The sequence below is a fragment of the Pseudomonas sp. Marseille-Q7302 genome (genome assembly GCF_965111925.1).
In genome coordinates this window covers 2407405-2430464 of sequence record NZ_CBCOPK010000001.1, presented here as the reverse complement: position 1 = coordinate 2430464, position 23060 = coordinate 2407405, and the positions used below count along the sequence as shown (strand labels likewise).

General features: G+C 67.1%; 22 protein-coding genes. 11 read left to right on the top strand and 11 right to left on the bottom strand.

Annotated elements, in window-relative coordinates; translation table 11 throughout:
* Nucleotides 1–27 precede the first annotated feature (27 nt).
* Complete coding sequence (locus ACWPW1_RS11425) at nt 28–780, bottom strand: SDR family NAD(P)-dependent oxidoreductase (RefSeq protein ID WP_454252956.1); 753 nt, start codon at nt 778–780, stop codon at nt 28–30.
* A gap of 1 nt (nt 781) precedes the next feature.
* Nucleotides 782–1558: an SDR family NAD(P)-dependent oxidoreductase gene (locus ACWPW1_RS11420; protein WP_454252955.1), complete on the bottom strand. Its 777-nt coding sequence runs from the start codon at nt 1556–1558 to the stop codon at nt 782–784.
* An 86-nt stretch (nt 1559–1644) separates the two neighbouring features.
* Between ACWPW1_RS11420 and ACWPW1_RS11415 the strand changes: the two genes are divergently transcribed.
* Complete coding sequence (locus ACWPW1_RS11415; protein WP_454253914.1) at nt 1645–2541, top strand: LysR family transcriptional regulator; 897 nt, start codon at nt 1645–1647, stop codon at nt 2539–2541.
* 13 nt (nt 2542–2554) lie between these two features.
* Here ACWPW1_RS11415 and ACWPW1_RS11410 read toward each other — a convergent pair whose 3' ends face one another.
* The 9 genes from ACWPW1_RS11410 to ACWPW1_RS11370 all read right to left on the bottom strand — a co-directional run bounded on the left by ACWPW1_RS11410 (nt 2555) and on the right by ACWPW1_RS11370 (nt 12047).
* Nucleotides 2555–3325, bottom strand: coding sequence for an IucA/IucC family C-terminal-domain containing protein (locus tag ACWPW1_RS11410; RefSeq protein WP_454252954.1), 771 nt, complete (start codon nt 3323–3325; stop codon nt 2555–2557).
* On the bottom strand, nt 3316–4113 hold the full coding sequence (locus ACWPW1_RS11405) for an ABC transporter ATP-binding protein (RefSeq protein WP_454252953.1): 798 nt from the start codon (nt 4111–4113) through the stop codon (nt 3316–3318). Before ACWPW1_RS11405 ends, ACWPW1_RS11410 begins: the two co-directional genes overlap by 10 nt.
* A gap of 10 nt (nt 4114–4123) precedes the next feature.
* Nucleotides 4124–5155 carry a FecCD family ABC transporter permease gene (locus ACWPW1_RS11400; protein ID WP_454252952.1) on the bottom strand — a complete coding sequence of 344 codons (1032 nt, stop codon included), beginning with the start codon at nt 5153–5155 and terminating at the stop codon, nt 4124–4126.
* Nucleotides 5145–6146 (bottom strand): FecCD family ABC transporter permease, encoded by a 1002-nt coding sequence (locus tag ACWPW1_RS11395; protein WP_454252951.1) that lies wholly within the window; start codon nt 6144–6146, stop codon nt 5145–5147. Before ACWPW1_RS11395 ends, ACWPW1_RS11400 begins: the two co-directional genes overlap by 11 nt.
* Nucleotides 6143–6967 (bottom strand): ABC transporter substrate-binding protein, encoded by an 825-nt coding sequence (locus ACWPW1_RS11390; protein ID WP_454252950.1) that lies wholly within the window; start codon nt 6965–6967, stop codon nt 6143–6145. The genes ACWPW1_RS11395 and ACWPW1_RS11390 overlap by 4 nt, the downstream gene beginning before the upstream one ends.
* Nucleotides 6968–7068: 101 nt before the next feature.
* Nucleotides 7069–9465 (bottom strand): TonB-dependent siderophore receptor, encoded by a 2397-nt coding sequence (locus tag ACWPW1_RS11385; protein WP_454252949.1) that lies wholly within the window; start codon nt 9463–9465, stop codon nt 7069–7071.
* Nucleotides 9466–9536: 71 nt separating this feature from the next.
* Nucleotides 9537–10484, bottom strand: a complete 948-nt coding sequence (locus tag ACWPW1_RS11380) for a FecR domain-containing protein (protein ID WP_454252948.1) — start codon at nt 10482–10484, stop codon at nt 9537–9539.
* A complete protein-coding gene (locus tag ACWPW1_RS11375) occupies nt 10478–10990 on the bottom strand; it encodes a sigma-70 family RNA polymerase sigma factor (protein WP_313648146.1) in 513 nt (170 codons plus the stop codon). The genes ACWPW1_RS11380 and ACWPW1_RS11375 overlap by 7 nt, the downstream gene beginning before the upstream one ends.
* A 124-nt stretch (nt 10991–11114) precedes the next feature.
* Nucleotides 11115–12047, bottom strand: a complete 933-nt coding sequence (locus ACWPW1_RS11370) for a LysR family transcriptional regulator (protein WP_059314825.1) — start codon at nt 12045–12047, stop codon at nt 11115–11117.
* A 391-nt stretch (nt 12048–12438) separates the two neighbouring features.
* Here ACWPW1_RS11370 and ACWPW1_RS11365 point away from each other — a divergent pair, with 391 nt between their 5' ends.
* The 10 genes from ACWPW1_RS11365 to ACWPW1_RS11320 all read left to right on the top strand — a co-directional run bounded on the left by ACWPW1_RS11365 (nt 12439) and on the right by ACWPW1_RS11320 (nt 23028).
* A complete protein-coding gene (locus ACWPW1_RS11365; RefSeq protein WP_059314824.1) occupies nt 12439–13959 on the top strand; it encodes an amino acid ABC transporter permease/ATP-binding protein in 1521 nt (506 codons plus the stop codon).
* 28 nt (nt 13960–13987) lie between these two features.
* Nucleotides 13988–14860 carry a phytanoyl-CoA dioxygenase family protein gene (locus ACWPW1_RS11360; RefSeq protein WP_059314823.1) on the top strand — a complete coding sequence of 291 codons (873 nt, stop codon included), beginning with the start codon at nt 13988–13990 and terminating at the stop codon, nt 14858–14860.
* 28 nt (nt 14861–14888) lie between these two features.
* Nucleotides 14889–15722: an ABC transporter substrate-binding protein gene (locus tag ACWPW1_RS11355; RefSeq protein WP_454252947.1), complete on the top strand. Its 834-nt coding sequence runs from the start codon at nt 14889–14891 to the stop codon at nt 15720–15722.
* A gap of 19 nt (nt 15723–15741) precedes the next feature.
* Nucleotides 15742–16473 carry a class II aldolase and adducin N-terminal domain-containing protein gene (locus tag ACWPW1_RS11350; protein WP_454252946.1) on the top strand — a complete coding sequence of 244 codons (732 nt, stop codon included), beginning with the start codon at nt 15742–15744 and terminating at the stop codon, nt 16471–16473.
* A 78-nt stretch (nt 16474–16551) separates the two neighbouring features.
* The gene (locus ACWPW1_RS11345; RefSeq protein ID WP_454252945.1) at nt 16552–17844 is read left to right on the top strand and encodes a flavin-containing monooxygenase; all 1293 of its coding nucleotides are present in this window, start codon (nt 16552–16554) and stop codon (nt 17842–17844) included.
* A gap of 135 nt (nt 17845–17979) precedes the next feature.
* On the top strand, nt 17980–18396 hold the full coding sequence (locus ACWPW1_RS11340; protein ID WP_323149868.1) for a RidA family protein: 417 nt from the start codon (nt 17980–17982) through the stop codon (nt 18394–18396).
* 9 nt (nt 18397–18405) lie between these two features.
* On the top strand, nt 18406–19083 hold the full coding sequence (locus ACWPW1_RS11335; RefSeq protein WP_454252944.1) for a DUF1028 domain-containing protein: 678 nt from the start codon (nt 18406–18408) through the stop codon (nt 19081–19083).
* On the top strand, nt 19080–20231 hold the full coding sequence (gene argE, locus ACWPW1_RS11330; protein ID WP_454252943.1) for an acetylornithine deacetylase: 1152 nt from the start codon (nt 19080–19082) through the stop codon (nt 20229–20231). Before ACWPW1_RS11335 ends, argE begins: the two co-directional genes overlap by 4 nt.
* A gap of 127 nt (nt 20232–20358) precedes the next feature.
* Nucleotides 20359–20970, top strand: coding sequence for a glutathione S-transferase family protein (locus ACWPW1_RS11325; RefSeq protein WP_454252942.1), 612 nt, complete (start codon nt 20359–20361; stop codon nt 20968–20970).
* 30 nt (nt 20971–21000) lie between these two features.
* Nucleotides 21001–23028 carry a 2Fe-2S iron-sulfur cluster-binding protein gene (locus tag ACWPW1_RS11320; RefSeq protein ID WP_454252941.1) on the top strand — a complete coding sequence of 676 codons (2028 nt, stop codon included), beginning with the start codon at nt 21001–21003 and terminating at the stop codon, nt 23026–23028.
* Nucleotides 23029–23060: the final 32 nt, after the last annotated feature.

Below are 23060 nucleotides of genomic sequence, written 5' to 3'. Positions count from 1 at the left end.
TGAGGTGAAGGGCGGATCGGCCCGGGCTCAGTGCCCGGCCGAGACGCCGCAATCGATGGCCATGTCGGCGCCGGTGATGGAGCGGGCGGCGGGTTGGCAGAGAAAGAAGGCCAGCTCGGCGACTTCCTCGGGCTGGATGAAGCGCGCCTGCTCGCCTTGCGGATACTTGGCCAGGAGGTCCTGCAGGTAGCCGGCCGGATCGCCTTCGCCATAGCGCTCGGCCTGGAAATTCAGCATGGGCGTCGCCACGTCCCCGGGCGAGATGCTGTTGCAGCGCACCCCGCTGGGCGCCAGATCCAGCGCCAGGGCCTTGGTCATCAGGGTCACCGCGCCCTTGCTGGCGCAGTAGACGGCGGCATTGCGATTGCCCTGGCGACCGGCATCGCTGCTCAGGTTGACGATGGCACCGCGCGTTTCGCGCAGGGCGGGAATGGCGGCAGCGCAGAGAAAGAAGCTGGCCTTGAGATTGACGTCCAGCACCAGGTCGAAGTCTTCCTCGCTGAAGGTCTCGGCCGGGCCCTCGCGCCAGACACCGGCACAGTTGACCAGGGCATCCAGGCGCCCCAATGTCGCCGCGGCGGCCACCACCTCGCGGGCCGCGCCGGTCCGGCGCAGATCGGCGGCGTGGTAGCCGGCCAGCCTGCCATCGGCCTGTAGCGCGGCCAGCGCGGCGTCATCGAGATCGGTGCCGAAGACCTGCCAGCCCGCTTGCAGGAAATGCTCGCGCACCGCACCACCGATGCCACCTAGTACCCCACTGATGAGTACGACCGGCTGCATGTCAGGTCCCCTTGTTTTCAATGCGGCTGTTGCCGCCGTCCACCACCAGGTACTCGCCGGTGATGTAGCTGGCCTCGGGCGAGGCCAGGAAGGCCACCGCCGCGGCGACCTCGGCGGGGCGGCCGGCGCGGCCCACGGGGACCCGGGTCGCGGCCAGCAATTCTTCCGGCAGGCTGGAAGCGGTCTCGATCCAGCCGGGCGCCACGGCATTGACCGTGATGCCCTGCCCGGCCACCTCCAATGCCAGACTCATGTTCATGCCGACCATGGCCGCCTTGGCCGCACTGTAGGCCGCCGCCTGCGGAATGCCCGCCCGGGTGCCGGTGGCGGAACTGACATGGACGATGCGGCCATAGCCGCGCGCCTGCATGCCGGGCAATACGGCACGAGTCAGCAGGAAGGCCGTGGTCAGGTTGCGCGCCAGGGTCAGATTCCAGTCGGCTAGGGTCATCCGCGCCACCTCCACCAGGGGCTCGGGACTGCCCTGCATGGTCATGCCGGCGTTGTTGACCAGGATGTCGATGCGGCCCCAACGCGCCTGGGCCCACTGGCCGAAATCCCTGACCGCCGCCTCTTCGGTCAGGTCGAGTGCCCGCCCCTCCACCGTGAAACCGGCAGCGCGCAACTCCTCCACCCGTTCGGCGATCCGGGCACTACTGGCAGCGACGATCAGATGTGCCCCCGCCGCGCCCAGGCGGCGGGCGATCGCCATGCCGATGCCGGATTCACTGCCGGCACCGCTGATCAGGGCCACCTGGCCCGCCGTCGACTCGCTCATGTCGCTGTCTCCGTTGTTGTCTGACTGGACTCTAAGCCTGTCTGGCTGATACAAAAAGACGATCGTTATCAGTGAAATTGACAACCATGGCCTTTACCAGCGAAACGCTTCGGGTCTTCCTCGCCGTGATCGACGAGGGCTCCTTTTCCGCGGCTGCCCGCGTCCTGGGGCGGGTGCCGTCAGCGGTGAACATGGCGATCTCCCAGCTGGAGGCCGAGCTGGACCTGGTGCTGTTCGACCGCGCCACCCGCAAGGCCCTGCCCACCGCTGCCGCCCGCGCCCTGGAACCCCAGGCGCGGCAGGTGGCCAGTCAGCTGAATCTGCTCGATGCCCACGCTCTGCAGTTGCACGCAGGCCTGGAGCGGCGCTTCGTGCTGGTGATGGCGCCCGAGTTGCAGACCGGCGCCTGGAGCCGGCCACTCGCCACCCTGGCCGAGGAGTTTCCGGCACTGGAGATCGAGATCCGCTCGGCGGCACGCGCCGAGGCGATCCGGCTGCTGCACGAGGGCAGCGTCGACATGGCGCTGATCTTCGAGCGTCCGGGGATCGACGAGCACGAGGGCTTCGCCGAGGCCGGCAGCCAGTTGCTCACGGCGGTGGCGGCGCCCGGCTACCCCTCGACCCGCACCGGTCGACCTCTGGGCGAAACGCTGATGGCCGATACCCGCCAGATCGTGGTGGCCGGCGGCGACCGCAACGCCTCGGACCCGCAGATCGTGCTATCGCAGCGGGTCTGGCTGACAGACAGCTACCTGGCCACCCTCGACCTGGTCCAGGCCGGCCTGGGCTGGGCTTATCTGCCCCATCCGCTGGTACGCCCCCTGATTGCCGCCGGCCTGCTCGAACCGGTCGGCTTCGACAACATGGCCAGCCAGATCCGCCGCTGGATCGACGTCATCTGGATCAAGAACCGCCCCCAGGGCCTGGGGGCACGGCGCTATCTGCAGCTGTTGCGCGAGCAGATCGGGACCAAGCCGGAGTAGCCTGCCCCGCTGCCTAGGCCTCCCGGGGCCTGATCAGCGGGCAGTTGGAGCAGTATTCCGCCGGCGTCGTCGCCTGGTAGTAGAAGCAGCAGGTACGCCGAAAGCGAACCGCGCGGCCCGCGCTATTGGCGGTCGCGGGGCGGCGGAACTGCGCCAGCGGATTGGTCTCCAGCCCCAGCTCGCTCGGCGAGGCGGCCAGCAGCCAGGCGAAGTCCTCGGCGCAACGGGCGCGGATCGCGGGATCGGCCAGCTCGGTGAGGCGGCGGTCGTACAGCGCGTAGAGCCGCACCGCGGCATTTTCCCAGAGGATGCGTGGCGAGACGCGGCCGACCCGCGCCAGGGTTTCCCAAAGCGGTCGCAGCAGATCGCCGAACAGGGTGCGGGCCAGCAACGCCCGGGCGGTGGCGTGATCGTCGAGGGCGGGCAGCGGCCGGGTATCGATCAGCGGCAGCATCGCTCGCCAGCGGCCCTGGGCATGGCCGTCCTCGATCCAGACATTGCCAGGCGTCAGGTCCAGGCGCCGGTCAAAGGCCGACAGGGCATGGAAGGCCACCCCCGTGGTGAGAAAGCCCAGCCGCTTGGTCAGCAGCGATGCCGCGACCCGTCGCGTGGGGGCTTCCATCCGCACGGCCAGGTCGTCGAGCAGCTCGGCGCAGCGCGCGGCGTCCAGCCAGGCGGCGACCGGCTGGCTGTGCAGCCCGTCGCGCTCACTGGCTTCGCGCAGGCCGAAGGTGGCACGCAGCTCGTCCCGCGCCGCGCTATCCAGGGTCGGCCTCAGGCACATGGCGGCACCTCGCGGCCGAAGGGAATGCAAAGCGGCGTGCCGAAATAGGGATCGGCGATGATCCGACACTCCAGTGCGAACACCTCGCGTACCAGCGCTTCCGTCAACACGTCTGCGGGAGCGCCCTGGGCGAAGGCACGGCGTTGGTGGACGGCGACCAGGTGATCGGCGTAGCGGCAGGCGAGATTGAGGTCGTGCAGCACCATGACGATGGTCTTGCCCTCCTCCCGGTTCAGCTGGCGCAGCAGGTCCAGCACCTCGATCTGGTGCGCCAGGTCCAGGTAGGTGGTGGGCTCGTCCAGCAACAGGCAGTCGGTATCCTGGGCCAGGGTCAGGGCGATCCAGGCGCGCTGGCGCTGACCGCCGGAGAGATCGTCCACCGGCCGTTCCGCCAGGTCCAGCAGGTCGGTGAGGCGCAGCGCCTTGTCCACCGCCGCGGCATCCTCCGCCGACCATTGGCGCATCCAATTCTGGTACGGATAGCGGCCCAGGCTGACCAGCTGCCGCACGCTGATACCCTCGGGAGCCACCGGGATCTGCGGCAGGACCGCCAGTTGCCGAGCCAGCGCCGCGGTGGACTGCCGATGGATGTCCTGGCCATCGAGCAGGACCTGGCCCCGGCGCGGTTCCAGCAGGCGGGCGCAGGCCTTGAGCAAGGTGCTCTTGCCGGACCCGTTGCTGCCGATCAGGACCGAGACGCGTCCCGGCGGTAGTTCGAGGTCGAGATCCTCGATGATGGTCTGGGTGCCATAGCGGAGGGTCAGGCCACGGCTGGCCAGGGTTGCCATGAGGACTCCTTCAGGGACGCTGCCGGATCAGCAGGTAGAGGAAAAAGGGCGCCCCCAGGGCGGCGACGAAGATGCCAGCCGGCAGATCCAGGGGCAGGAACAGGGTACGACCCAGCAGGTCGGCGAGCATGACCAGCACGGCGCCCACCAGGATCGCCATGCAGGCCTGACCGGCGAAACCACCCGGGACCAGGCGGCGGGCGATGTGGGGCGCGATGAGGCCGACGAAGGCGATGGCACCGCCCCAGGCGATGGCCACCCCGGCCAGAGCCACGGCCAGCGCCAGCGAGGCTGCGCGTTGCCGCTGCAGGCGTGCGCCGAGGCCGCGGGCCAGGTCGTCGTCTAGCTGCGCCAGCATGGCGTGCCGTGCTAGGGCAGTCAGCGGCAGCAGCAGGGCCAGCCACCAGAGCGCCAGGGCGCGGACCTCTGGCCAGCTGGCGCCATAGACACTGCCGGTCAGCCAGACGTAGGCGGACAGCGTGGTGGTCAGCGGACTGAATACCAGCAGGAAGGTAGTGGCCGCGGCGAGCATGGTCGACACCCCTACCCCCACCAGCACCAGGCGTAGCGGCGAGGCGCCGTGATTCCAGGCCAGGCCGTAGACCAGCAGCGCCGCCAGGCCCGCGCCGAGCATGGCCGCCACTGGCAGGCCCGTGGGCCCGAAGCTACCCGCCAGCAGGGCCAGATAGCACACCGCCCCGGCACTGGCGCCGCTGGTGATGCCCAGCAGGTCCGGTGAGGCCAGGGGATTGCGTACCTGGCCCTGCAGCAGCAGGCCGGACAGCGCCAGGGCGCTTCCGACCAGGGCTGCCAGCAGCGCACGCGGCAGGCGTAGCTGGGTGACGATAAAGCCCAGGCCACCGTGGTGTGCGTCGCTCAAGGCGGCGAACACCTGAGTCGGCGCCAGCCAGACCTTGCCCAGGCACAGGCACAGCAGCAACACGACCAGAGCCACCGACAGTGCAGCGGCTAGCCGTCCCAGGATGGCCGGGGCCAGGCGCCGGGAAAAATGGCCGAGCCGCCAGACGCGTTCAGCGGCCATGGCGACCTCCCTGGCGGGCGAGATGGATAAAGAAGGGCCCGCCGAACAGGGCGGTCATGATGCCCACGGGCACCTCCTGAGGCAGGATTACCACCCGCGCCAGACTGTCGGCCAGCACCAGCAACAGAGCCCCGCCCAGGGCACAGCCCGGGATCAGCCAGCGATGCTCATGGCGCGATCGCGCCAACAGACCGCGTACCAGATGCGGCACCATCAGGCCGATGAAGCCGATATTGCCGGCCAGGGCCACGGCGCTTCCGGCCAGGCAGATCACCAGCACCCCGGCCAGCAGCCGGATCAGGCCGATGGGCTGCCCCAGGCCTCGGGCCAGGTCGTCGCCGGCGACCAGCACATCGAGCTGGCCGGCAAGTATCCACGCAGCGACCAGGGCCAGCAGGCTGAACACCAGCAACGGTGTGGCGGCAGTGAGGTTGCGCTCGCCCACCGAGCCGGCCAGCCAGAACAGGACGCTGTCCAACCCCTCCTGGTTGATCACCAGCAGTGCCTGGCTGAAGGCGGTGAACAGCGCCGCCAGGGCCGCGCCAGCCAGCACGATGCGCAGCGGCGTCAGGCGTGCCTGGCCCCTGTTGCCCAGCGTCCACACCAGCGTTCCGGCCAACGTCGCGCCCAGCAGTGCGCAGAGCATCCAGCTTTCGGCGCTGGACAGCCCGAGCAGGGTGATTCCCAGCACCAACGCAAAGGTGGCGCCGGCGTTGATGCCGAACAGTCCCGGCGAGGCCAGGGGATTGCGCGTCATGGCCTGCATCAGGGCCCCGGCCACCGCCAGGTTGGCGCCCACTACCAGGGCGATCAGCAGCCGCGTCAGGCGCGTGGTGTTGACCAGGGTGGCGTCCAACGCGAACGACGCCTCCTGCACCAGGGCCGCCGCCACGCTGCCGGGCGCGATCCAGCGGGCGCCGACCGAGAGGCTCAGCCAGGCGGTAAGCACCAGTGCCAGCGCCAGCAACAGCAGTCGCACAGGCGCGGTCATGCGGCCCCCTTGGAAGCCAGCACGCGCTCGATGTCGTCCAGCAGTAGATTGGCCGCGAGGATACCGCCGCCCAGGCTCCAGGCGACGCCATCGACCCGCCAGACCTGCCCGCGCCGGGGCGCGCTCAGGCGCTCCCAGAGTGGGTGCTCGATCAGGCTCGCATAGTTGCGCTGCGACGCCTGGTCCGCACGCAGGAAGACGAAGAAGACGTCGGCTTCCACCACCGGTAGGCTTTCCCGGGAGGTCAGCTTGATCGAGGGGGCCTGGCTGCCCTGGCTGGCCGCCGGCCAGGCGAAGCCCAGCTCACTGAGTACCCGCCCGGCGAAGCTGTCGGGCAGGTAGCTGCGCAGGTGATCGGCGCGCACGTCCAGCACCGCCACCGTCGGCGGCCACTGAGCCCCGTAGTGCCGCTGCAGCGCGCCGCGCAGGCGGGCGATGCGCGCCTGCCAGCCGTGCAGCAAGGCCGTGGCGGCCGGCTCGCGCCCCACGGCCGTGCCCAGGGCCAGCAGGGTCTGCTTGAACTCGAAGACTTCCTCCAGCATCACCACCGGACAGAGCTGCTGCAGCAGCGGCGCGACCCGGCCATGGCGAAAGCGCGAGCCGATGATCAGATCTGGCGCCAGCAGCGCCAGGTCCTCCAGGCTCGGCTGGGTTTCGAGGCCCAGCGAGGGCACCCCGGCCAGCGCCGGGCGCAGGTAGCGATAGACGGGTTTCTCGCTCCAGGACTCGACCACCCCGCAGGGCCTGAGCCCCAGGGCCACGGTGCTGTCGGTCGCGCCCTGGAACAGCGTCGCCACGCGAGTCGGCTGGGTGGCCGCCATGGCTGGGCCCAAGGCGGCGCCTGTGACGAGCCCACCCCAGCACCTGAGCAGGTGGCGACGGGTCAGACCGGAGCCGCCAGGAATGCGCAACGCCAAGGCCGTCAGAACGCCAGAGTGGTCGAGAGCACCAGCGTGCGTGGCGTGGAAATCGTCAGGCCCGGCTCGGCATCGTCCGGGGCACCCGCCGAGGCCCAGTAGCGCTCGTTCATCACGTTCTCCACCGAGGCGCGCAGGGTGACGCGGGTAGCGTCGACCTTGAAGGCATAACGTGCGCCCACGTCGAAGCGGTGCCAGGCATCGATTTCCTTGCTGTTGGCCTGGTCCAGGTACTGGGAGCTGGTGTAGATCCCGCGACCGGTCAGGGTCAGGCCGGGCACCGCCGGGATATCCAGTTCGGCGCCGAGGTTGGCATTGAGCTTGGGCGTGGCCGGGGCGCGATTGCCGTCGAAGGTGCCACCCACGGTGCCCTTCAGTTCGCTGTCGATGTACATCAGGCCGCCAAGCACGCGGAAGCCCTGCAGCGGCTCGCCGAACACGCTCAGCTCCGCCCCATCGTTGATTCGCTTGCCATTGGGGCCGAAGACCCGGCTGGTGGCATTGGTCTCGTAGGCGGGCTGCTTGATGCGGAAGGCGCTCGCCGTGACGGCGAAGGCGCCGAAGTCATACTTGGCACCCACTTCCGCCTGGCGGCTGATGAAGGGCGGGAAGATCTCGTCCTCGTTGATCGAGCTCGAGGGAGCGATCTTGCCCTGACTCAGGCCTTCCATGTAGTTGGCATAGAGCGACAGTTTCTCGGTGGCTTTGAACAGCACGCCGGCCGAGGGCGAGACCTTTTCCTCGTCGTAGGCGGTGTCCTGCTTCACGCCATCGGACCAGTCGTCCACCTTCACCCGCTGCCAACGAGCGCCGACGGTGACTAGCAAACGATCATCGAAGAAGCCCAGGGTATCGGCCAGGGCCACACCGCTGAAACGGTTCTCGGTGTAGTCCTCACCATCGGAGCGGGTCTGCACGCCTGGCGGCGGCAGGTCGCGGGGGCTGTAGAGGTTGCTCGTGCCCGTGGCATAGCGCCCGCCGCCGTTCTCGAAGTCCATGTAGAAGTAGTCGGCGCTGACGTTGAGCTCGTGGCTGACCGGTCCGGTCTGCAGCCACTTGCGCGCACCGATGTTGGCCGTACGTACGTTCTCGTCGCGAGTGAAGTCGCGCGGCTGGACGGTGAAGTCGCCGGCATCGTTGGTGAGGGAGACGTTGTGGCGCAGGAAATCATGATCGCTGCGGCGCGCCCCCACGGCGCCGTAGACCATCAGCGACTCGTCCACGTCGAATTCGCCGCGCAAGGCACCGAAGGTGTCCTTGGTCTGGGCGCGGGTCCAGCGCTGGGCATAGTTGTGGCGCACGTCGTCGGCATCGGGCACCCGCGCATTGGCGCCTACCAGCACCCGTTCCTGGGGCGCGTCGGTATCACGCTCGGTGTGGCCCAGGTCCAGCCCCAGACGCAGGCGTTCCACGCGGTAATCCAGGCCGAGCACACCCATCTGGCGGTCGACGTGCTGGTGATCCCAGGTGGTGTCGCCTGCCTGCTTGACGCCGTTGAAGCGCATCCCGAAGCGATTGTCCTCGCCGAAGCGACGGCCGATGTCCACGGCCCCACCCACCTGGCTATCAGAGGCATAGCTCCCGGTGAATTCGGTGATGGGCTGGTCGGTGGCGCGCTTGGGCACCACGTTGATGCCGCCGCCGACACTGCCGCGCGGGGAGATGCCATTGAGCAGCTGGCTCGGTCCCTTGAGGATATCGACCCGCTCGGCCATCTCCAGGTCGATGGAATAGGTCGGCAGCACACCATAGAGGCCGTTGTAAGCTACATCGCTGTTGTAGAGGCTGAGACCGCGGATGGTGAATTGCTCGAAGCGCCCACCGGAAGGATTGGTGGAACGTACCGAGGGATCGCTGGCGATCAGATCGGTAAGGGTGCGCGCCTGCTGATTCCGTACGGTCTGGGCGGTGTAGGCCGTCTGGCTGAAGGGTGTGTCCATGAAATCGCGCTTGCCTAGCAACCCCTGGGAGCCTTGGCGTGAGACCTGGCCACCGGCGTAGGGGGCTTCGTCGGCTTGGAGGCTGGTGGCGACGATGGAGGTGCTGGCCAGCTCCTGAACGCCACTTTCCCGCGGCGCCGGCGCTAGGGTGAAGTCCCGCTCGCCCAGCGGCTGCAGCCGCAGCCCCGAGCCGGCGAGCAGGCGGCTGAAGCCCTCCTCCACGCCGTAGTCGCCATTGAGGCCGGCGCTGGCGCGATTGCTCACCAGCCCCGGATCCACGGCCAGGTTGACGCCGGACTCCGCGGCGAAGCGCGTCAGCGCCTGGGCGAGGCTGCCCGCCGGTATCTCATAGTGGCGCCGGGCAGCCTCTTGCGCCCAGACCGACCCGGCCCACCAGGGGGTACCGCTCAACGCTACCAGCAAGCCCGTGCGCAGCAACGGACGCCATACCAACGCCACCATCGAATCCCCCTCCTGTTGTTTGTCCTATGCCGGTAATGACCGACGAGCGCGTAAAAGGGGACAGGCTTTTTTCAGGCGGTGGTCGAGCGCGGCACTAGGGTGACCCAGAAGCGGGTCCGCCACTGCACGTCCACCGGCAGGGTGGCGGCCAGCAGCGCCAGGACGCGGTCGGTATCGGCGAGCTGGAAACTGCCGGTCACTCGCAGATCGGCTACCGCCGGGTCCCAGCGCAGCAGGCCGAGGCGATAACGGCTGAATTCCTCCAGGAACTCACCGAGCGGCTGGTCCTGGGCGATCAGCACGCCCTGGCGCCAGCTCAGCACGGTCGCGGCGAAGGGCTCGATGGCACCGACGCCCAGGGCGCTCAGACGCAGCTGCCGGCCCTCTCCCAGCTCCAGGCGAGGCCCCGCCAGCGGCTGGATATCCACGCTGCCGCTGACGACGCGCACGTCGCACCCCTCGTCATGCCGCTGCACGCAGACCTCGGCCTGGCGCAGCGTCACCGCGCCGAAGCCGGTATCCAGGGTCATGGGGAGGGCGCCGGGCACCTGCAACGAGGCTTCGCCGCGAATCAGCCGCAGGTAGCGGCGTGTCTCATCCAGGTCGACGGCGGTCGCGGTATTGAGTTGCAGCAGGCTACCGTCGGCCAGGGTCAGGCTGCGGTGTTCACCGGTAGCGGTGCTGACGGCGGCGGTCCAGGCGTCCAGCGGCAGCTCGCGCATCAGCCACCATCCGGTCGGGATCACCACCGCCAGGCCAAGCAGCTGACGCAAGGCCGTGCGGCGACCGCGATCGGCTGGCCGCAGACTGGCCATGGCCAGCCGCGAGGGCACCGTGGCGAAGCGTTGTTGCAGCGTCAGCGCCGCCTGCCAGGCGCGCTCGTGCTCGGTATCGGCTTCGCGCCACTCCTGCAGGAGTTGTTGTTCCCGCGCAGTGGCCTCACCCGACTCCAGCAGCGCCAACCAACCAGCCGCCTCGCGGATGGCCGTCCGCCGGCGGTCCTGGGAGTCGCTCAGCACAATTCGGCCAGCAGGCAGTGCTCGTAGGCCTGCGCCATGTATCTCTTGATGGTGCGCTCGGAGACCTGCAGTTGGTCGGCGATCTCGCGATAGGTCAGGCCTTCGAGCTGGCTGAGCAGAAAGGCCTGGCGCACCGCGGATGGCAGGCCGTCGAGCAGTTCGTCCAGGGCTTGCAAGGTCTCCAGCAGCACCCAGCGCTGCTCGGGTGACGGGGCGCAGGCCTCGGGCAATTCCGCCAGGGCATTGAGATAGGCCTGCTCCAGGCTGCGCCGACGCTGGAAATTGATCAGCAGGCGCTTGCCAATGGTCAGCAGATAGGCACGAGGCTCGTGCAACTCGCTCAGCACCTGAGGATTGCGCAGCAGTCGCAGAAAGGCCTCCTGGCTGAGATCGGCGGCATCCCACTCACTGCCCAGCCGCCGCCGCAACCAGGCCTGCAGCCAACCGCTGTGGTCGCGATAGAACGCCTGGAGGGTGCGCGAGGACTCGAGAGCCATATCACTCATGCCGGCTGCTACCTGGTCGATGATGTCTAGATGATATTGATTCTACTTTACATCCTTGGCATCGACCAGTCCCGGGCGCTCTATCGCGCGCACGGGCTCAGGTAAAAGGCTCGAATGGTGAGGATTAATCTCGTGCAGCTGGCTCGGGCGCCAGCGGCGAGAGGTCCACGGACCGGCAATAGTCCATGAACAGCCGGGTCGCCTTGGTAGGCTCGTTGTTGCGCAGGTAGGCCATGATGAAGGTCGAGGCCGGCATGTCGTCATGGATGTTCACCTGCGCCAGGCGCTTGCCGTCGTAGGTAAGGTCCGTGGTCGGCCGAGTGACCAGCACCGAGAAGCCCAGGCCCTGCCCCACCATGCAGCGCACCATCTCGATGGAGGGTGAACTGTAGGCCACCGTGGGGTGGTAGCCCTTCTCCTTGAAGATGTCGATGAAGTAATTGCGGCTGGGTACCACGTCCAGCAGGATCATGGGCTCACGACTCAGCTCCTTGAGCGTCACCGCCTTCTTGTGTGCCAGCGGATGGGCAATGGGCAGCAAGGCGTAGGGCTTGTGCGGCGCGTTGAGCTTTTCCTTGGTGATGGAGTCGCCCAGCTCCAGGTCATAGAGAAACACCAGGTCGAAACGCCCGCGGTGTACCCCATGCATCAGCTCGTGCTGTTCGCCGTCCTGCAGCTGGATGGTGATTTCCGGATAGAGCCGCTTGAAGCCGGCGACCAGCCTGGGCAGATAGAGCGGCGCGGCGGATTCGAAACAACCGATGGCCACCGTGCCCGAGACCATCTCGTTTTCCGCCCGGGCGTTCTGCTCCAGTTCCTGGGAAAGCCGCAGCAACTGCTTGGCCTTCTCATAGAGCCGACGCCCGCTGGCCGTCAGGGAAACACCCTGAGCGTGATGGCGAATGAACAACTTCTGCTCGAAACTTTCTTCGAGATTCTTGATGGCCACGGATATCGACGGCTGCGATATATGGAGTTGCCGCGCCGCCTCGACAATGCTGTCTTCCTCGACCACTGCCACGAAGTAACGAAGTTGTCTCAGCGTAAAATGCGTCACATATCGCCTATAGGAAAAAACAGTGCAGAGAATGGTTCTGCATAGCCTCTACCCCTGAAGCGAAAGCTGTGCCAGCCACCCGACATCCTGCTCAAACAACGGACAAATGCCTGTATATCCAGCGAATCCTGCCCGCTATCAACTCCCGACCCTTCTGCAAGACTGCACCAAAATTCCGCATTAGCGCCCTGAATGACGGCGCCTTGCCCTGTATCGGGGCATATGAATCAGAGGCTTCAACAAGCGGTTTTCTGTATAGGAAAGTCCTATACAAAGGCCCGTAATTTGTTAATTGACGACAAGTCCGCTGACTGCCAATTCTGTAATTACCGCTACAGCGCGCCCCTCTTCGGGCACGCACTTTCAATGAATGGCAACGGGTCTTTCGACGATGACTTTCGACTGGAACTACATGTTCGGCCTTATCGGCGACACTCAATTCTGGCTGGCAACCTGGACGGTCATCAAACTTAGCACCCTCACCTGGATCATCAGCATCGCGCTGGGCTTCTTCATCGCCCTGGCCAAGCAATCCCGGCTGCCCGCACTCAGCCTGCCGGCGCGGGGTTACATCTGGTTCTTTCGCAGCGTGCCGCTGCTGGTGCTGCTGATCTTCATCTACAACCTGCCCCAGGCGCTGCCGGCTACCTCGGTGGTATTGGCCGATCCCTTCTGGGCCGGGCTCATCGGCCTGGTGATCAGCGAGACGGCCTATGTCGCCGAGATCCATCGCGGCGGCCTGCTGTCGATTCCCAAGGGCCAGGGTGAGGCGGCGCGAGCCCTGGGCCTGCGCTTTCTTGGCACCCAGTGGCGCATCGTCATCCCCCAGGCACTGCGGGTGGCCCTGCCCTCGCTGGCCAACGAATACATCTCCATCGTCAAGCTCAGCTCCCTGGTGTCGGTGATCTCCCTCACCGAGATCCTCATGGTCGGCCAGCGCCTCTATTCGCAGAATTTCCTGGTCATGGAAACCATGGTGGCGGTGGCCTTCTACTACGTGCTGATCGTCACCCTGTTTGACTTCCTGCTCAAACGCCTGGAGCGCTTCCTCGACGTTACCCAGCGCAAGGTGGTACGTACCCCCGATGCCCAGGTGCTGGCCCTGGCCACCCAGGCCTCGACCGCCAGCGCCAAGCCGCAATGGGACGCCACCACCCCGGCGCTGCAGGCCGCGCGCCTGCACAAGGCCTATAACGACGTTGAGGTGTTGGGCTCGGTCAATCTGCGCATCCACCCGGGCGAGGTGGTCTCGGTGATCGGCCCCTCGGGTTCGGGGAAGACCACGCTGATCCGCTTGCTCAATGGATTGGAGCAACTGGATAACGGTGAGATCCGCATCAACGGCCAGCCCTTTCTTCACCTGCACAAGGACGGCGCCCAGAAACCGCGCTTCATCGAGAACAGCGAGCATCGCCTGGACATCGGCATGGTGTTCCAGAGCTTCAACCTCTTTCCCCACCTGACGGTGCTGGACAACCTGCTGCTCGCACCGCGCTATCACCGCCTGGATACCGTAGCTGCCCTGCGGCAGCAGGCCTACGCCCTGCTGCACAAGGTCGGGATGCTCGACCACGCTTGGAAGTATCCGCACCAGCTCTCTGGCGGTCAGCAGCAGCGGGTGGCCATCGCACGGGCGCTGATGATGCGGCCGCAGATCATGCTCTTCGACGAGCCCACCTCGGCGCTGGACCCGGAAAAGGTCAACGAGGTGTTGCAGGTGATCGAGGCCCTGGCCCAGGAGGGCATCACCATGGTGATCGTCACCCACGAGATGAACTTCGCCTTCAAGGTCTCGGATCGCATCGTGTTCATGGAAAAGGGCCGCGTGGTCTGCGACGACGCGCCCGAGGTACTGCGTAACGGCCAGCACCCGCGCGTCGAGGCCTTCCTCAAGGACGTGTCCCTGGCTTGACCCCACCCCTGGCTTTCGGAGAAACGACATGATCGAACAAGCGCAACTGGACCAGTTCCACAGAGACGGCTACCTGGTGGTCGAGAACCTGCTGTCGGCCGAGGAGATCGCCGCCCTGCAGGCCGACTTCGATCTCTGGGTCGAAGACAGCCGCAGCCATGCCGAGGCCTGGGGCGAGACCCAGGATGGTCGGGCTCGCTTCGACGTGGAGCTGGACCATCGGCCCGACCACCCATCCCTGCGCCGGGTCAGCTCGCCCACAGAAATCTCCGCAACCTATCGCCAGGTCGCCCTTTCCTCGCGGATGGCGCAGGTCGCCGCCCAGCTGATCGGCGGCAACGGCACCCGTTTTCACCACAGCAAGATCAATTCGAAGCTGCCGCATACCGCCACCCAAGTGAAATGGCACCAGGACTTTCTGTTCACCCCGCACAGCAACGACGACGTGGTCACCGCGCTGCTGATGGTGAGCGAGGTCACTCCGGAGAATGGCCCGCTGACCGTCATTCCCGGCAGCCACCAGGGTCCGCTGTGGTCGCACTGGCAGGACGGTCGCTTCAGCGGCGCCGTCGATGACGGGGTGGTCGCCGAGCACTGCGGCCAGCCGACCGCCTGCTTCGGCCCGGCCGGTTCGGTGTGCTTCATGCACACCCGCCTGCTGCATGCCTCCAGCCCCAACCAGACCGAGCTGCCGCGCACCCTGTTCATCAGCGTCTATGCCGCCGAGGACGCCCTGCCCTTCGGCGAGAACCCGCTGCCCAGCGAGCACGCCGGCGTCCTGGTGGCCGGTCAGGAAAGCGGTCTGGTGCGCAGCGTAGCCAATAGCGTGCGCCTGCCACAGAAGCCGCGCGGCGCCTCCTTCTTCGTCCAGCAGGCCGGGCTCGACCAGGCCGCCGGTTGATCCTTCCTATCCGTCACGGAGCATCGCCATGCACAGCTTCAGCGTCTCGATTCGCCCTCTCGCCGCCACCCTGCTGGGCGCTGCCATCGCCCTGGCCTCGACCGCTGCCGGGGCCTTCCAACAGCCAGGCAAGCTCATCGCCGGTTCCGACCTGACCTTCTTTCCCTATGAATACGTGCAGGACAACAAGCCGGCAGGCTTCGACATCGAATTCGTCGAGGGACTGGCCAAGGTCATGGGCCGCTCCGTGGAGACGCTCGACACCCGCTTCCCCAACCTCATCACCGGACTGCAGGGGGGACGCTTCGACATCACCAACTCCTCGATGTACATCACTGCGGAGCGCTTGAAGGTGATCGACATGATCCCCTACCTCAAGAGCGGAGAATCGATCATCTCGCTAAAGGGCAGCAGCTATCAGCCCAAGAAGCCGGAGGACTTCTGTGGCCACAAGATCGGCTCCATGGGCGCCACCTCCTGGCTGCAGCAGTTGCACAAGCTGTCGGACGAGTACTGTGTGAAGAACGGCCTCAAGCCCATCGCGGTGAGCGAGTACGGCACCGATCCCCAGACCACCCAGGCGCTGCTGTCCAGGGCCGTGGAGGCGCAGATCACCGACGCCGCCGTGGCCCGTGGCCTGGTGGAAAAACTTGGCAATCGCGTGGTGATCTCCTCGGACACCCTGATCTACCCGGTGCTCAACGGCTTCGGCGTGAAGAAGGGCAACGACGAGGTCAGGACCGCCCTGGTGGACGCGCTCAAGCAATACAGCGCCACTCCCGAATACGCCGCGCTGCTGGAGAGATACAACTTCCAGGCGCCCACCGAGGCGGATATCGCCGCCCTGATGCCCAAGCCCTGAGCCTTACGGAGTCACGACCATGGTAATTTCTCACGAGGAACGGCTGCGTATCGATCTGGCCGCGACCTTTCGCGTCATCGCCCACCTCGGCATGCACGAGGCCGTCGCCAACCACTTCAGCGCGGCCGTCTCGCCAGATGGCAAGCAGTTCCTGATCAACCCCAAGTGGAAGCACTTCTCGCGCATCCGCGCCAGTGACCTGCTACTGCTCGACGCGGACGATCCGCAGGGCGCCGAGCGGCCTGACGTGGACACCACGGCCTGGTCGATCCATGGGCAGATCCATCGACGACTGCCGGAGGCCCGGGTGGTGCTGCACCTGCACCCGGTCTACACCACGGCGGTGGCCTGCCTGGCCAAGCCTGAGGTGCCGCCCATCGACCAGAACACCGCACGCTACTTCAACCGCCTGGCGGTGGACGAGCTCTATGGCGGCATGGCCGACACCGAGGCCGAGGGCGCGCGCCTGGCCGGTCTGCTCGACGGCAAGCAGCGGCTGTTGATGGGCAACCACGGCGTCATGGTGATCGCCCCCACCATCGGCCAGGCCTTCGACGACATCTGGACCCTGGAGCGGGCCTGCCAGATCCTGGTCACCGCCTGGTCCACCGGTCAGCCGCTCAAGGTGCTCTCTGACGCGGTCGCCGAGAAGACCGCGCGAGCCTGGGAAGGCATCACCGACTTCTCCGAGCAGCACTTCGCCGAGATGAAAGAACTGATGATCCAGCAGGACCCTTCCGTGCTGGATTGACCACCGCGGAGCCTCCGCTCCGCCTTCCTACTGCTTAGATGACGGCCGCACCCTGCGGAGCGGCCGAAGGGTACTCTCATGTCCACATTACCCACCGCTATCGACACCCTGGTGATAGGCGCCGGCCAAGCCGGGATCGCCATGAGCGAACACCTGGGGCGGCTCGGCATCGAGCACCTGGTGCTGGAAAAGAACCGCATCGCCGAAGCCTGGCGCACCGGCCGCTGGGACTCCCTGGTGGCCAACGGCCCGGCCTGGCATGACCGCTTCCCCGGCCTGGAATTCGACACGCCGCCGGATGGTTTTCCTGGCAAGGACGAAATCGCCGCCTACTTCGAGACCTATGCCCGGCAGATCGACGCGCCCGTCCGCACCGGCGTCGCCGTCACCCGAGTGACCCGCCGGGCAGGCCAGGGTGGCTTCCTGGTCGAGACCAGCGCCGGCAGCCTGAGCGCGCAACGGGTGGTAGTGGCCACCGGCCCCTTCCAGAAGCCGGTCATCCCGCCCATCGCGCCGGAGGACGAGGGCCTCTACCAGATCCATTCCGCCCAGTACTTCAATCCGCAGCAACTGCCCGAGGGCGCGGTGCTGGTGGTGGGCGCCGGCTCTTCCGGGGTGCAGATCGCCGAGGAGTTGTTGCGCGCGGGCAGGCGCGTCTATCTCTCGGTAGGCCCCCATGATCGTCCGCCCCGCGCCTATCGCGGGCGCGACTTCTGCTGGTGGCTGGGCGTACTCGGCCTGTGGGACACCGAGACCATGCAGCCGGGTCGCGAGCACGTGACCATCGCCGTCAGCGGGGCTCGGGGCGGCCATACTGTGGACTTCCGCCGCCTGGCCCAGGCCGGCATGACCCTGGTGGGCCTCACCGACGTCTTCGTCGACGACGTGGTGCGCTTCCGCCCGGACCTCAACCAGAATCTCGACGCCGGCGATGCCAACTACCTGGCCCTGCTGGACGCCGCCGACGCCTATGCCGCGCGCCACGGCCTGGACCTGCCCGAAGAGCCCGCAGCCCGCGAACGAGTGGCGGACGCCGCCTGCATCCGCGAACCGCTCAAGGAGCTGGACCTGAAGGCCGCAGGCGTCACGTCAGTGATCTGGGCAACCGGCTATGCCACCGACTTCAGCTGGCTGCAGGTGGACACCTTCGGCGACAACGGCAAGCCCAGGCACCAGCGCGGGGTCGGCGCCGAGCCGGGCATCTATTTCGTCGGGCTGCCCTGGCTCAGTCGCCGCGGCTCGGCCTTCATCTGGGGCTGCTGGCACGACGCCCGCCATGTGGCCGACCAGATCGCCATCCAGCGCCGCTACCAGGACTACCACCCGAGCGAAACCGCCGGTGCGCCGATCCAGCACTCGCGCAGCGCCTGATACCCACCCCTATAGGGCGCCTAGGTTGGGCTGACCGCCAGCGAAGCCCAACATGATCGAGATCAAATCCACCGTGTTGGGCTTCGACGATGGAGCCACCTCAGCCCAACCTACTTCGAAAAAAGGAGCATCCCCATGGCCGCGCCGACCCACACCCGTATCCGCATGTTCAACACCAAGGACACCTACCCCAACCAGACCCTGGACAACGACCTCTGCCAGGCCGTACGCGCCGGCAACACCGTCTATGTGCGCGGCCAGGTGGGCACCGACTTCGACGGCAAGCTGGTAGGGCTGGGCGATCCCCGGGCCCAGGCCGAGCAGGCCATGAAGAACGTCAAGCAACTGCTGGAAGAAGCCGGCAGCGACCTCAGCCATATCGTCAAGACCACCACCTACCTGATCGATCCGCGCTACCGCGAGCCGGTGTACCAGGAGGTCGGCAAGTGGCTCAAGGGGGTCTTCCCCATTTCCACCGGCCTGGTGGTGGCGGCCCTGGGCCAGCCCCAGTGGCTGATGGAAATCGACGTCATCGCTGTCATTCCCGACTGAGGCCACGCCATGACCTTTTCCCTCACCGCCCGCTGCGCCACGACCGGTCAGTTCGGCATCGCCATCAGCTCGTCGAGCATCGCCGTGGGCGCCCGCTGTCCCTGGCTGCGGGCGGGTGTCGGCGCGGTCAGCTCGCAGAACATCACCCTGCCCGCGCTGGGGCCGCGCACCCTGGAGCGACTGGCCGCGGGACAGGCTCCCAGCGCGGCCCTGGCCGAGAGCCTGGCCGGCGACGGCTACGCCGAGTATCGCCAGGTGACCGTCATCGACGCCCAGGGCCGCAGTGCCAATCACAGCGGTGCCCATACCCTGGGCGTGCACCAGGCGCGCAGCGGCCGGGACTGCGTGGGCGCTGGCAACATGCTGGCGACTCCCGCAGTGGTGGAGGCGCTGGTGGAAAGCTTCGAAGCCAGCCAGGGCGCCCTCGCCGAGCGCTTGCTGCTGGCCATGCAGGCGGCGATGGCCGCCGGTGGCGAGGCCGGTCCGGTGCACTCGGCGGCGCTGCTGGTGGTGGGCGACGCCAGCTGGCCCATCGTCAACCTGCGGGTCGACTGGGCCGAAACGGACCCGATCGGCGAGCTGGCGGCGCTGTGGCGCGCCTATGAACCCCAGTTGCAGGACTATCTCGACCGGGCGGTACGCCCGGATCTCGCCCCCGGCTACGGCGTCCCGGGAGACGACCGATGAGCGCCAGCGGTGAACTACTGGCACGGCTGGTGGCCTTCGACACCACCAGCCGCGAATCCAACCTCGCGCTGATCGACTTCGTCGCCGGCTACCTGGAGGGCTTCGGCGTACCCTACGAGCTGATTCACAACGGCGAAGGCACCAAGGCCAATCTGTTCGCCACCCTGGGGCCGGCGGACGTGCCCGGTATCGTGCTCTCGGGCCATACCGACGTGGTGCCGGTAGACGGCCAGGCCTGGACCCGTCCCCCCTTTGTCCTCAGCGAAAGCGCCGGCAAGCTCTACGGTCGCGGTACCGCCGACATGAAGGGCTTTCTGGCCTGCCTGCTGGCACTGGTGCCCGCGGCCAGCCGTGCGGCCCTGCGCCGCCCGCTGCACCTGGCGCTGTCCTACGACGAGGAAGTCGGCTGCCTCGGCGTGCGCAGCCTGCTCGACCAGTTGACCCTGCGTCCGGTCAAGCCGCTGCTGTGCCTGATCGGTGAGCCCACGGAGCTGAAACCCGTGCTCGGCCACAAGGGCAAGGTAGCCATGCGCTGCCAGGTGCACGGCGCGGCCTGTCATTCGGCCTATGCGCCCCAGGGCGTCAACGCCGTCGAATACGCCGCGCGTCTGGTCGTGGAGCTCGGCCGGCTCGGTGAGGCGCTCAAGACAGCGGAAAGCCAGGACCCCCGCTTCGATCCGCCCTTCTCCACGGTGCAGACCGGCCTCATCAGTGGCGGCCAGGCACTGAACATCGTGCCCCAGGACTGCACCTTCGATTTCGAAATCCGCGCCCTGCCCGCCCAGGACCCCTACCAGGTGATCCATCAGCTGCAGGCCTATGCCGAAGCGACGCTGCTACCCGCCATGCGTGCCATCAGCGGTCAGAGCACGGTGAGTTTTGCCGAACTCTCCAGCTACCCTGGCCTGGACACTGACGTCGAAAGCGAGGCGGCCAGTTGGGTCGCACAGTTCTGTGGCTCCCGTGAGTTCGGTACGGTGGCCTTCGGTACCGAAGGGGGTCTGTTCGCCGCGGCCGGTATCCCCACGGTAGTCTGTGGGCCCGGCAGCATGGCCCAAGGTCACAAGCCGGACGAATTCATCACCCAGGCGCAGCTGGACGGCTGCGATGCCATGCTGGCGCGGGTGCTCGCCTTTGCCCGTCGCTAGCGCCATCATTCCATTTTGCGGAATGCTGAACTGACCAGAAGGCCCATTCCCTCGCAAAGGTTCTGATTCCAAGCTGGTAGCACCTATCGGGACCGCCCTCGGCCCGAGGCCTGCCAGGAGTTGGATCATGAAGCTCTATCACACCCCGTTGTCCGGTCATGCCCATCGCGCCGAGCTCTTCGCTTCGCTGCTGGGGTTCGAAGTCGAGCTGATCGATGTCGATATCCCGGGCGGTGCCAATCGCACGGCGGAATTCCTCGCCCTCAATCCCTTCGGCCAGGTGCCGGTGCTGGAGGACGGCGCGACGGTGGTCGCCGATTCCAATGCCATCCTCGTCTACCTGGCGAAAAAGGCCGGGCGCACCGATTGGCTACCGGAAGATCCGGCCGGTGCCGCCGCCGTCCAGCGCTGGCTATCGGTGGCTGCAGGCGAACTGGCCTATGGCCCGGCAGCGGCACGACTGATCACGGTATTCGGCGCCCGCCTGAATCCCGAGGAAGTCATCGCCCGCGCCCATGTCCTGCTCGGACGCCTGGAGGCGCACCTGACCACGCGCGAGTGGTTGGCTGCCGATCACCCGACCATCGCCGACATCGCCCTCTACAGCTACCTGGCCGGGGCGCCGGAAGGCAATGTGGATCTGGCACCCTATGCGGCCGTGCGTGCCTTCCTCCAGCGGGTGGAAGCGTTGCCGGGCTTCGTGGCCTTCCCCCGGACCGCGGCAGGCCTCAGGACCTGATCGCGCGTCGCCTAGCTGGAGGTCACGGTCATGCACGAATCCCTACCCACCTGGCACGCCGGTGAAACCCTCATCCAGGAACAACTGGGCGTCCGTGAGCGCATGGCGGCCCTGGGTCCGCGGGTGATCCGCTCGTTCATGCCCGACCAGCATCGGCAGTTCTTCGCGCAGTTGCCCTTTGTGGTACTGGGCAGCGTCGATGCCGAGGGCGCGGCCTGGGCGACCATCCTGGAAGGCCAGCCGGGCTTTCTTGCCTCGCCCACGCCCACCACCCTAGATATCGCGGCCCACCTTTCAGCTGAGGATCCGGCAACACCGGGACTGGGCGACGGCGCCGCCGTGGCGCTGCTCGGCATCGAGCTGCACTCGCGTCGACGCAATCGTATGAACGGCATCCTCAACGCTACCGCCCAGGGTCTGCGCGTGACGGTGGACCAGAGCTTCGGCAACTGCCCGCGCTATATCCAGCTGCGCGATCCGATGTTCGCCCACGCACCGGGCGCGACCCCGGTCGCGACGGTGGAGCACCTTGCCTGCCTGGACGCCGATGCCCGCGCGGTGATTGCTGGCGCCGATACCTTTTTCGTCGCCTCCTATACCGACCAGCAGGGCCAGCGGCGGGTCGATGTCTCCCACCGCGGCGGTAAGCCGGGTTTCGTCCGGGTCGACGCCGAGGGCTTGCTGACCATTCCCGACTTCAACGGCAACCTGTTCTTCAACACGCTGGGCAATGTCGTCGCCAACGGCCAGGCCGGCCTGCTGTTCGTGGACTACGAACACGGCGATCTGCTGCACCTCAGCGGCACCGCCGAGGTGCTGTTCGACTCGCCGGAGATCGTGGCGTTCGAAGGGGCCGAGCGGCTCTGGACCTTCCGCCCACGGCGGATCGTCCGCCGCCGTGCCACCCTGGCGCTGCGCTGGAAGGCGCAGGCCGGAGGCGCATCGGCCAGCAGTCAACTGACCGGCAGCTGGCTGGAAGTCGAGCGGCGCCTAGAGGCTGGGGCCCGGGCGCGACACTGGCGACCGCTGCGCGTTACCCGGATCATCCAGGAAAGCACCACCATCCGCTCCTTCCATCTGGAGCCGGTGGATGGCGCAGCGCTGTCTCCCTATCAGGCCGGCCAGTTCCTACCGATTCGGATGATACCCAGGGAAGGCCAGCCATCCCTGGTGCGGACCTATACCCTGACCTCCCTTCCCGCAGATGGCCACTACCGCATCAGCGTCAAGCGCGAGGGTACGGTCTCGCGGCTGCTGCACGACCAGTTGCGCGAAGGCGATCTGATCGAAGCGCGGGCGCCCGCTGGTGACTTCACCTTGCGACCTGCCGGCACCCGTCCGCTGGTGCTGCTTGCCGCCGGAATCGGCATCACTCCGCTGCTGGCCATGTTGCGGCAGCTGGTCCATGAAGGTCAGCGAACCGTCACGCTGTTCTATGGCGCCCGCACCGGGGCGGAACGGGCCTTCGACAGGGAACTCGCCGAACTGACGGCCCTGGCCGCCGGCTCGGTGCAGGTAATCAGGGTACTGAGCGATCCCGCGGACGCCATCGCTGAGGTCGACTATGACGCCGCCGGCCGGATCGATCCGGCCCTGCTCGGGCGCTACCTGCCCGTCGGCGACTACGACTTCTACCTCTGTGGTCCGGCTGCCTTTACCCAGGGCCTCTACGACGGCCTGCGGGGTCATGGCATCGAGGATGGCAGTATCCATGCCGAAGCCTTCGGTCCGGCCGGGCTGGTACGCACCCTTGCCGCAGCTACGCAGCTTGCACGTCCCGTGGCGTCCACGGCAGCCGTCCCGGTGCGCTTCACGGCGTCCGGCCGGGAGACCCAGTGGATACCCGCTACCGGTAGCCTGCTGGCGTTGGCCGAGGCCCTGGGGCTGGAACCTGCGTTCAGTTGTCGCGAGGGGCACTGTGGCAGCTGCCGCACCCGGCTGCTCAAGGGCGCCGTTACCTACGCCAAGGAACCCGCCGCGGCGGTGACCGCCGAGCAGGCCCTGCTCTGTTGCGCGCTGCCGGCTGCCGGGTCCGCGCCGCTGGAATTCGACCTCTAGGCTGGTCAGCCAGGGCGTGTCGACTACCATGG

Excerpts from the sequence above, each read along its gene's own strand:
- ACWPW1_RS11425 (WP_454252956.1), bottom strand. The coding sequence starts at position 780 with ATGCAGCCGGTCGTACTCATCAGTGGGGTACTAGGTGGCATCGGTGGT.
- ACWPW1_RS11420 (WP_454252955.1), bottom strand. The coding sequence starts at position 1,558 with ATGAGCGAGTCGACGGCGGGCCAGGTGGCCCTGATCAGCGGTGCCGGC.
- ACWPW1_RS11415 (WP_454253914.1), top strand. The coding sequence starts at position 1,645 with ATGGCCTTTACCAGCGAAACGCTTCGGGTCTTCCTCGCCGTGATCGAC.
- ACWPW1_RS11410 (WP_454252954.1), bottom strand. The coding sequence starts at position 3,325 with ATGTGCCTGAGGCCGACCCTGGATAGCGCGGCGCGGGACGAGCTGCGT.
- ACWPW1_RS11405 (WP_454252953.1), bottom strand. The coding sequence starts at position 4,113 with ATGGCAACCCTGGCCAGCCGTGGCCTGACCCTCCGCTATGGCACCCAG.
- ACWPW1_RS11400 (WP_454252952.1), bottom strand. The coding sequence starts at position 5,155 with ATGGCCGCTGAACGCGTCTGGCGGCTCGGCCATTTTTCCCGGCGCCTG.
- ACWPW1_RS11395 (WP_454252951.1), bottom strand. The coding sequence starts at position 6,146 with ATGACCGCGCCTGTGCGACTGCTGTTGCTGGCGCTGGCACTGGTGCTT.
- ACWPW1_RS11390 (WP_454252950.1), bottom strand. The coding sequence starts at position 6,967 with ATGGCGGCCACCCAGCCGACTCGCGTGGCGACGCTGTTCCAGGGCGCG.
- ACWPW1_RS11385 (WP_454252949.1), bottom strand. The coding sequence starts at position 9,465 with ATGGTGGCGTTGGTATGGCGTCCGTTGCTGCGCACGGGCTTGCTGGTA.
- ACWPW1_RS11375 (WP_313648146.1), bottom strand. The coding sequence starts at position 10,990 with ATGAGTGATATGGCTCTCGAGTCCTCGCGCACCCTCCAGGCGTTCTAT.
- ACWPW1_RS11365 (WP_059314824.1), top strand. The coding sequence starts at position 12,439 with ATGACTTTCGACTGGAACTACATGTTCGGCCTTATCGGCGACACTCAA.
- ACWPW1_RS11360 (WP_059314823.1), top strand. The coding sequence starts at position 13,988 with ATGATCGAACAAGCGCAACTGGACCAGTTCCACAGAGACGGCTACCTG.
- ACWPW1_RS11355 (WP_454252947.1), top strand. The coding sequence starts at position 14,889 with ATGCACAGCTTCAGCGTCTCGATTCGCCCTCTCGCCGCCACCCTGCTG.
- ACWPW1_RS11350 (WP_454252946.1), top strand. The coding sequence starts at position 15,742 with ATGGTAATTTCTCACGAGGAACGGCTGCGTATCGATCTGGCCGCGACC.
- ACWPW1_RS11345 (WP_454252945.1), top strand. The coding sequence starts at position 16,552 with ATGTCCACATTACCCACCGCTATCGACACCCTGGTGATAGGCGCCGGC.
- ACWPW1_RS11340 (WP_323149868.1), top strand. The coding sequence starts at position 17,980 with ATGGCCGCGCCGACCCACACCCGTATCCGCATGTTCAACACCAAGGAC.
- ACWPW1_RS11335 (WP_454252944.1), top strand. The coding sequence starts at position 18,406 with ATGACCTTTTCCCTCACCGCCCGCTGCGCCACGACCGGTCAGTTCGGC.
- argE (WP_454252943.1), top strand. The coding sequence starts at position 19,080 with ATGAGCGCCAGCGGTGAACTACTGGCACGGCTGGTGGCCTTCGACACC.
- ACWPW1_RS11325 (WP_454252942.1), top strand. The coding sequence starts at position 20,359 with ATGAAGCTCTATCACACCCCGTTGTCCGGTCATGCCCATCGCGCCGAG.
- ACWPW1_RS11320 (WP_454252941.1), top strand. The coding sequence starts at position 21,001 with ATGCACGAATCCCTACCCACCTGGCACGCCGGTGAAACCCTCATCCAG.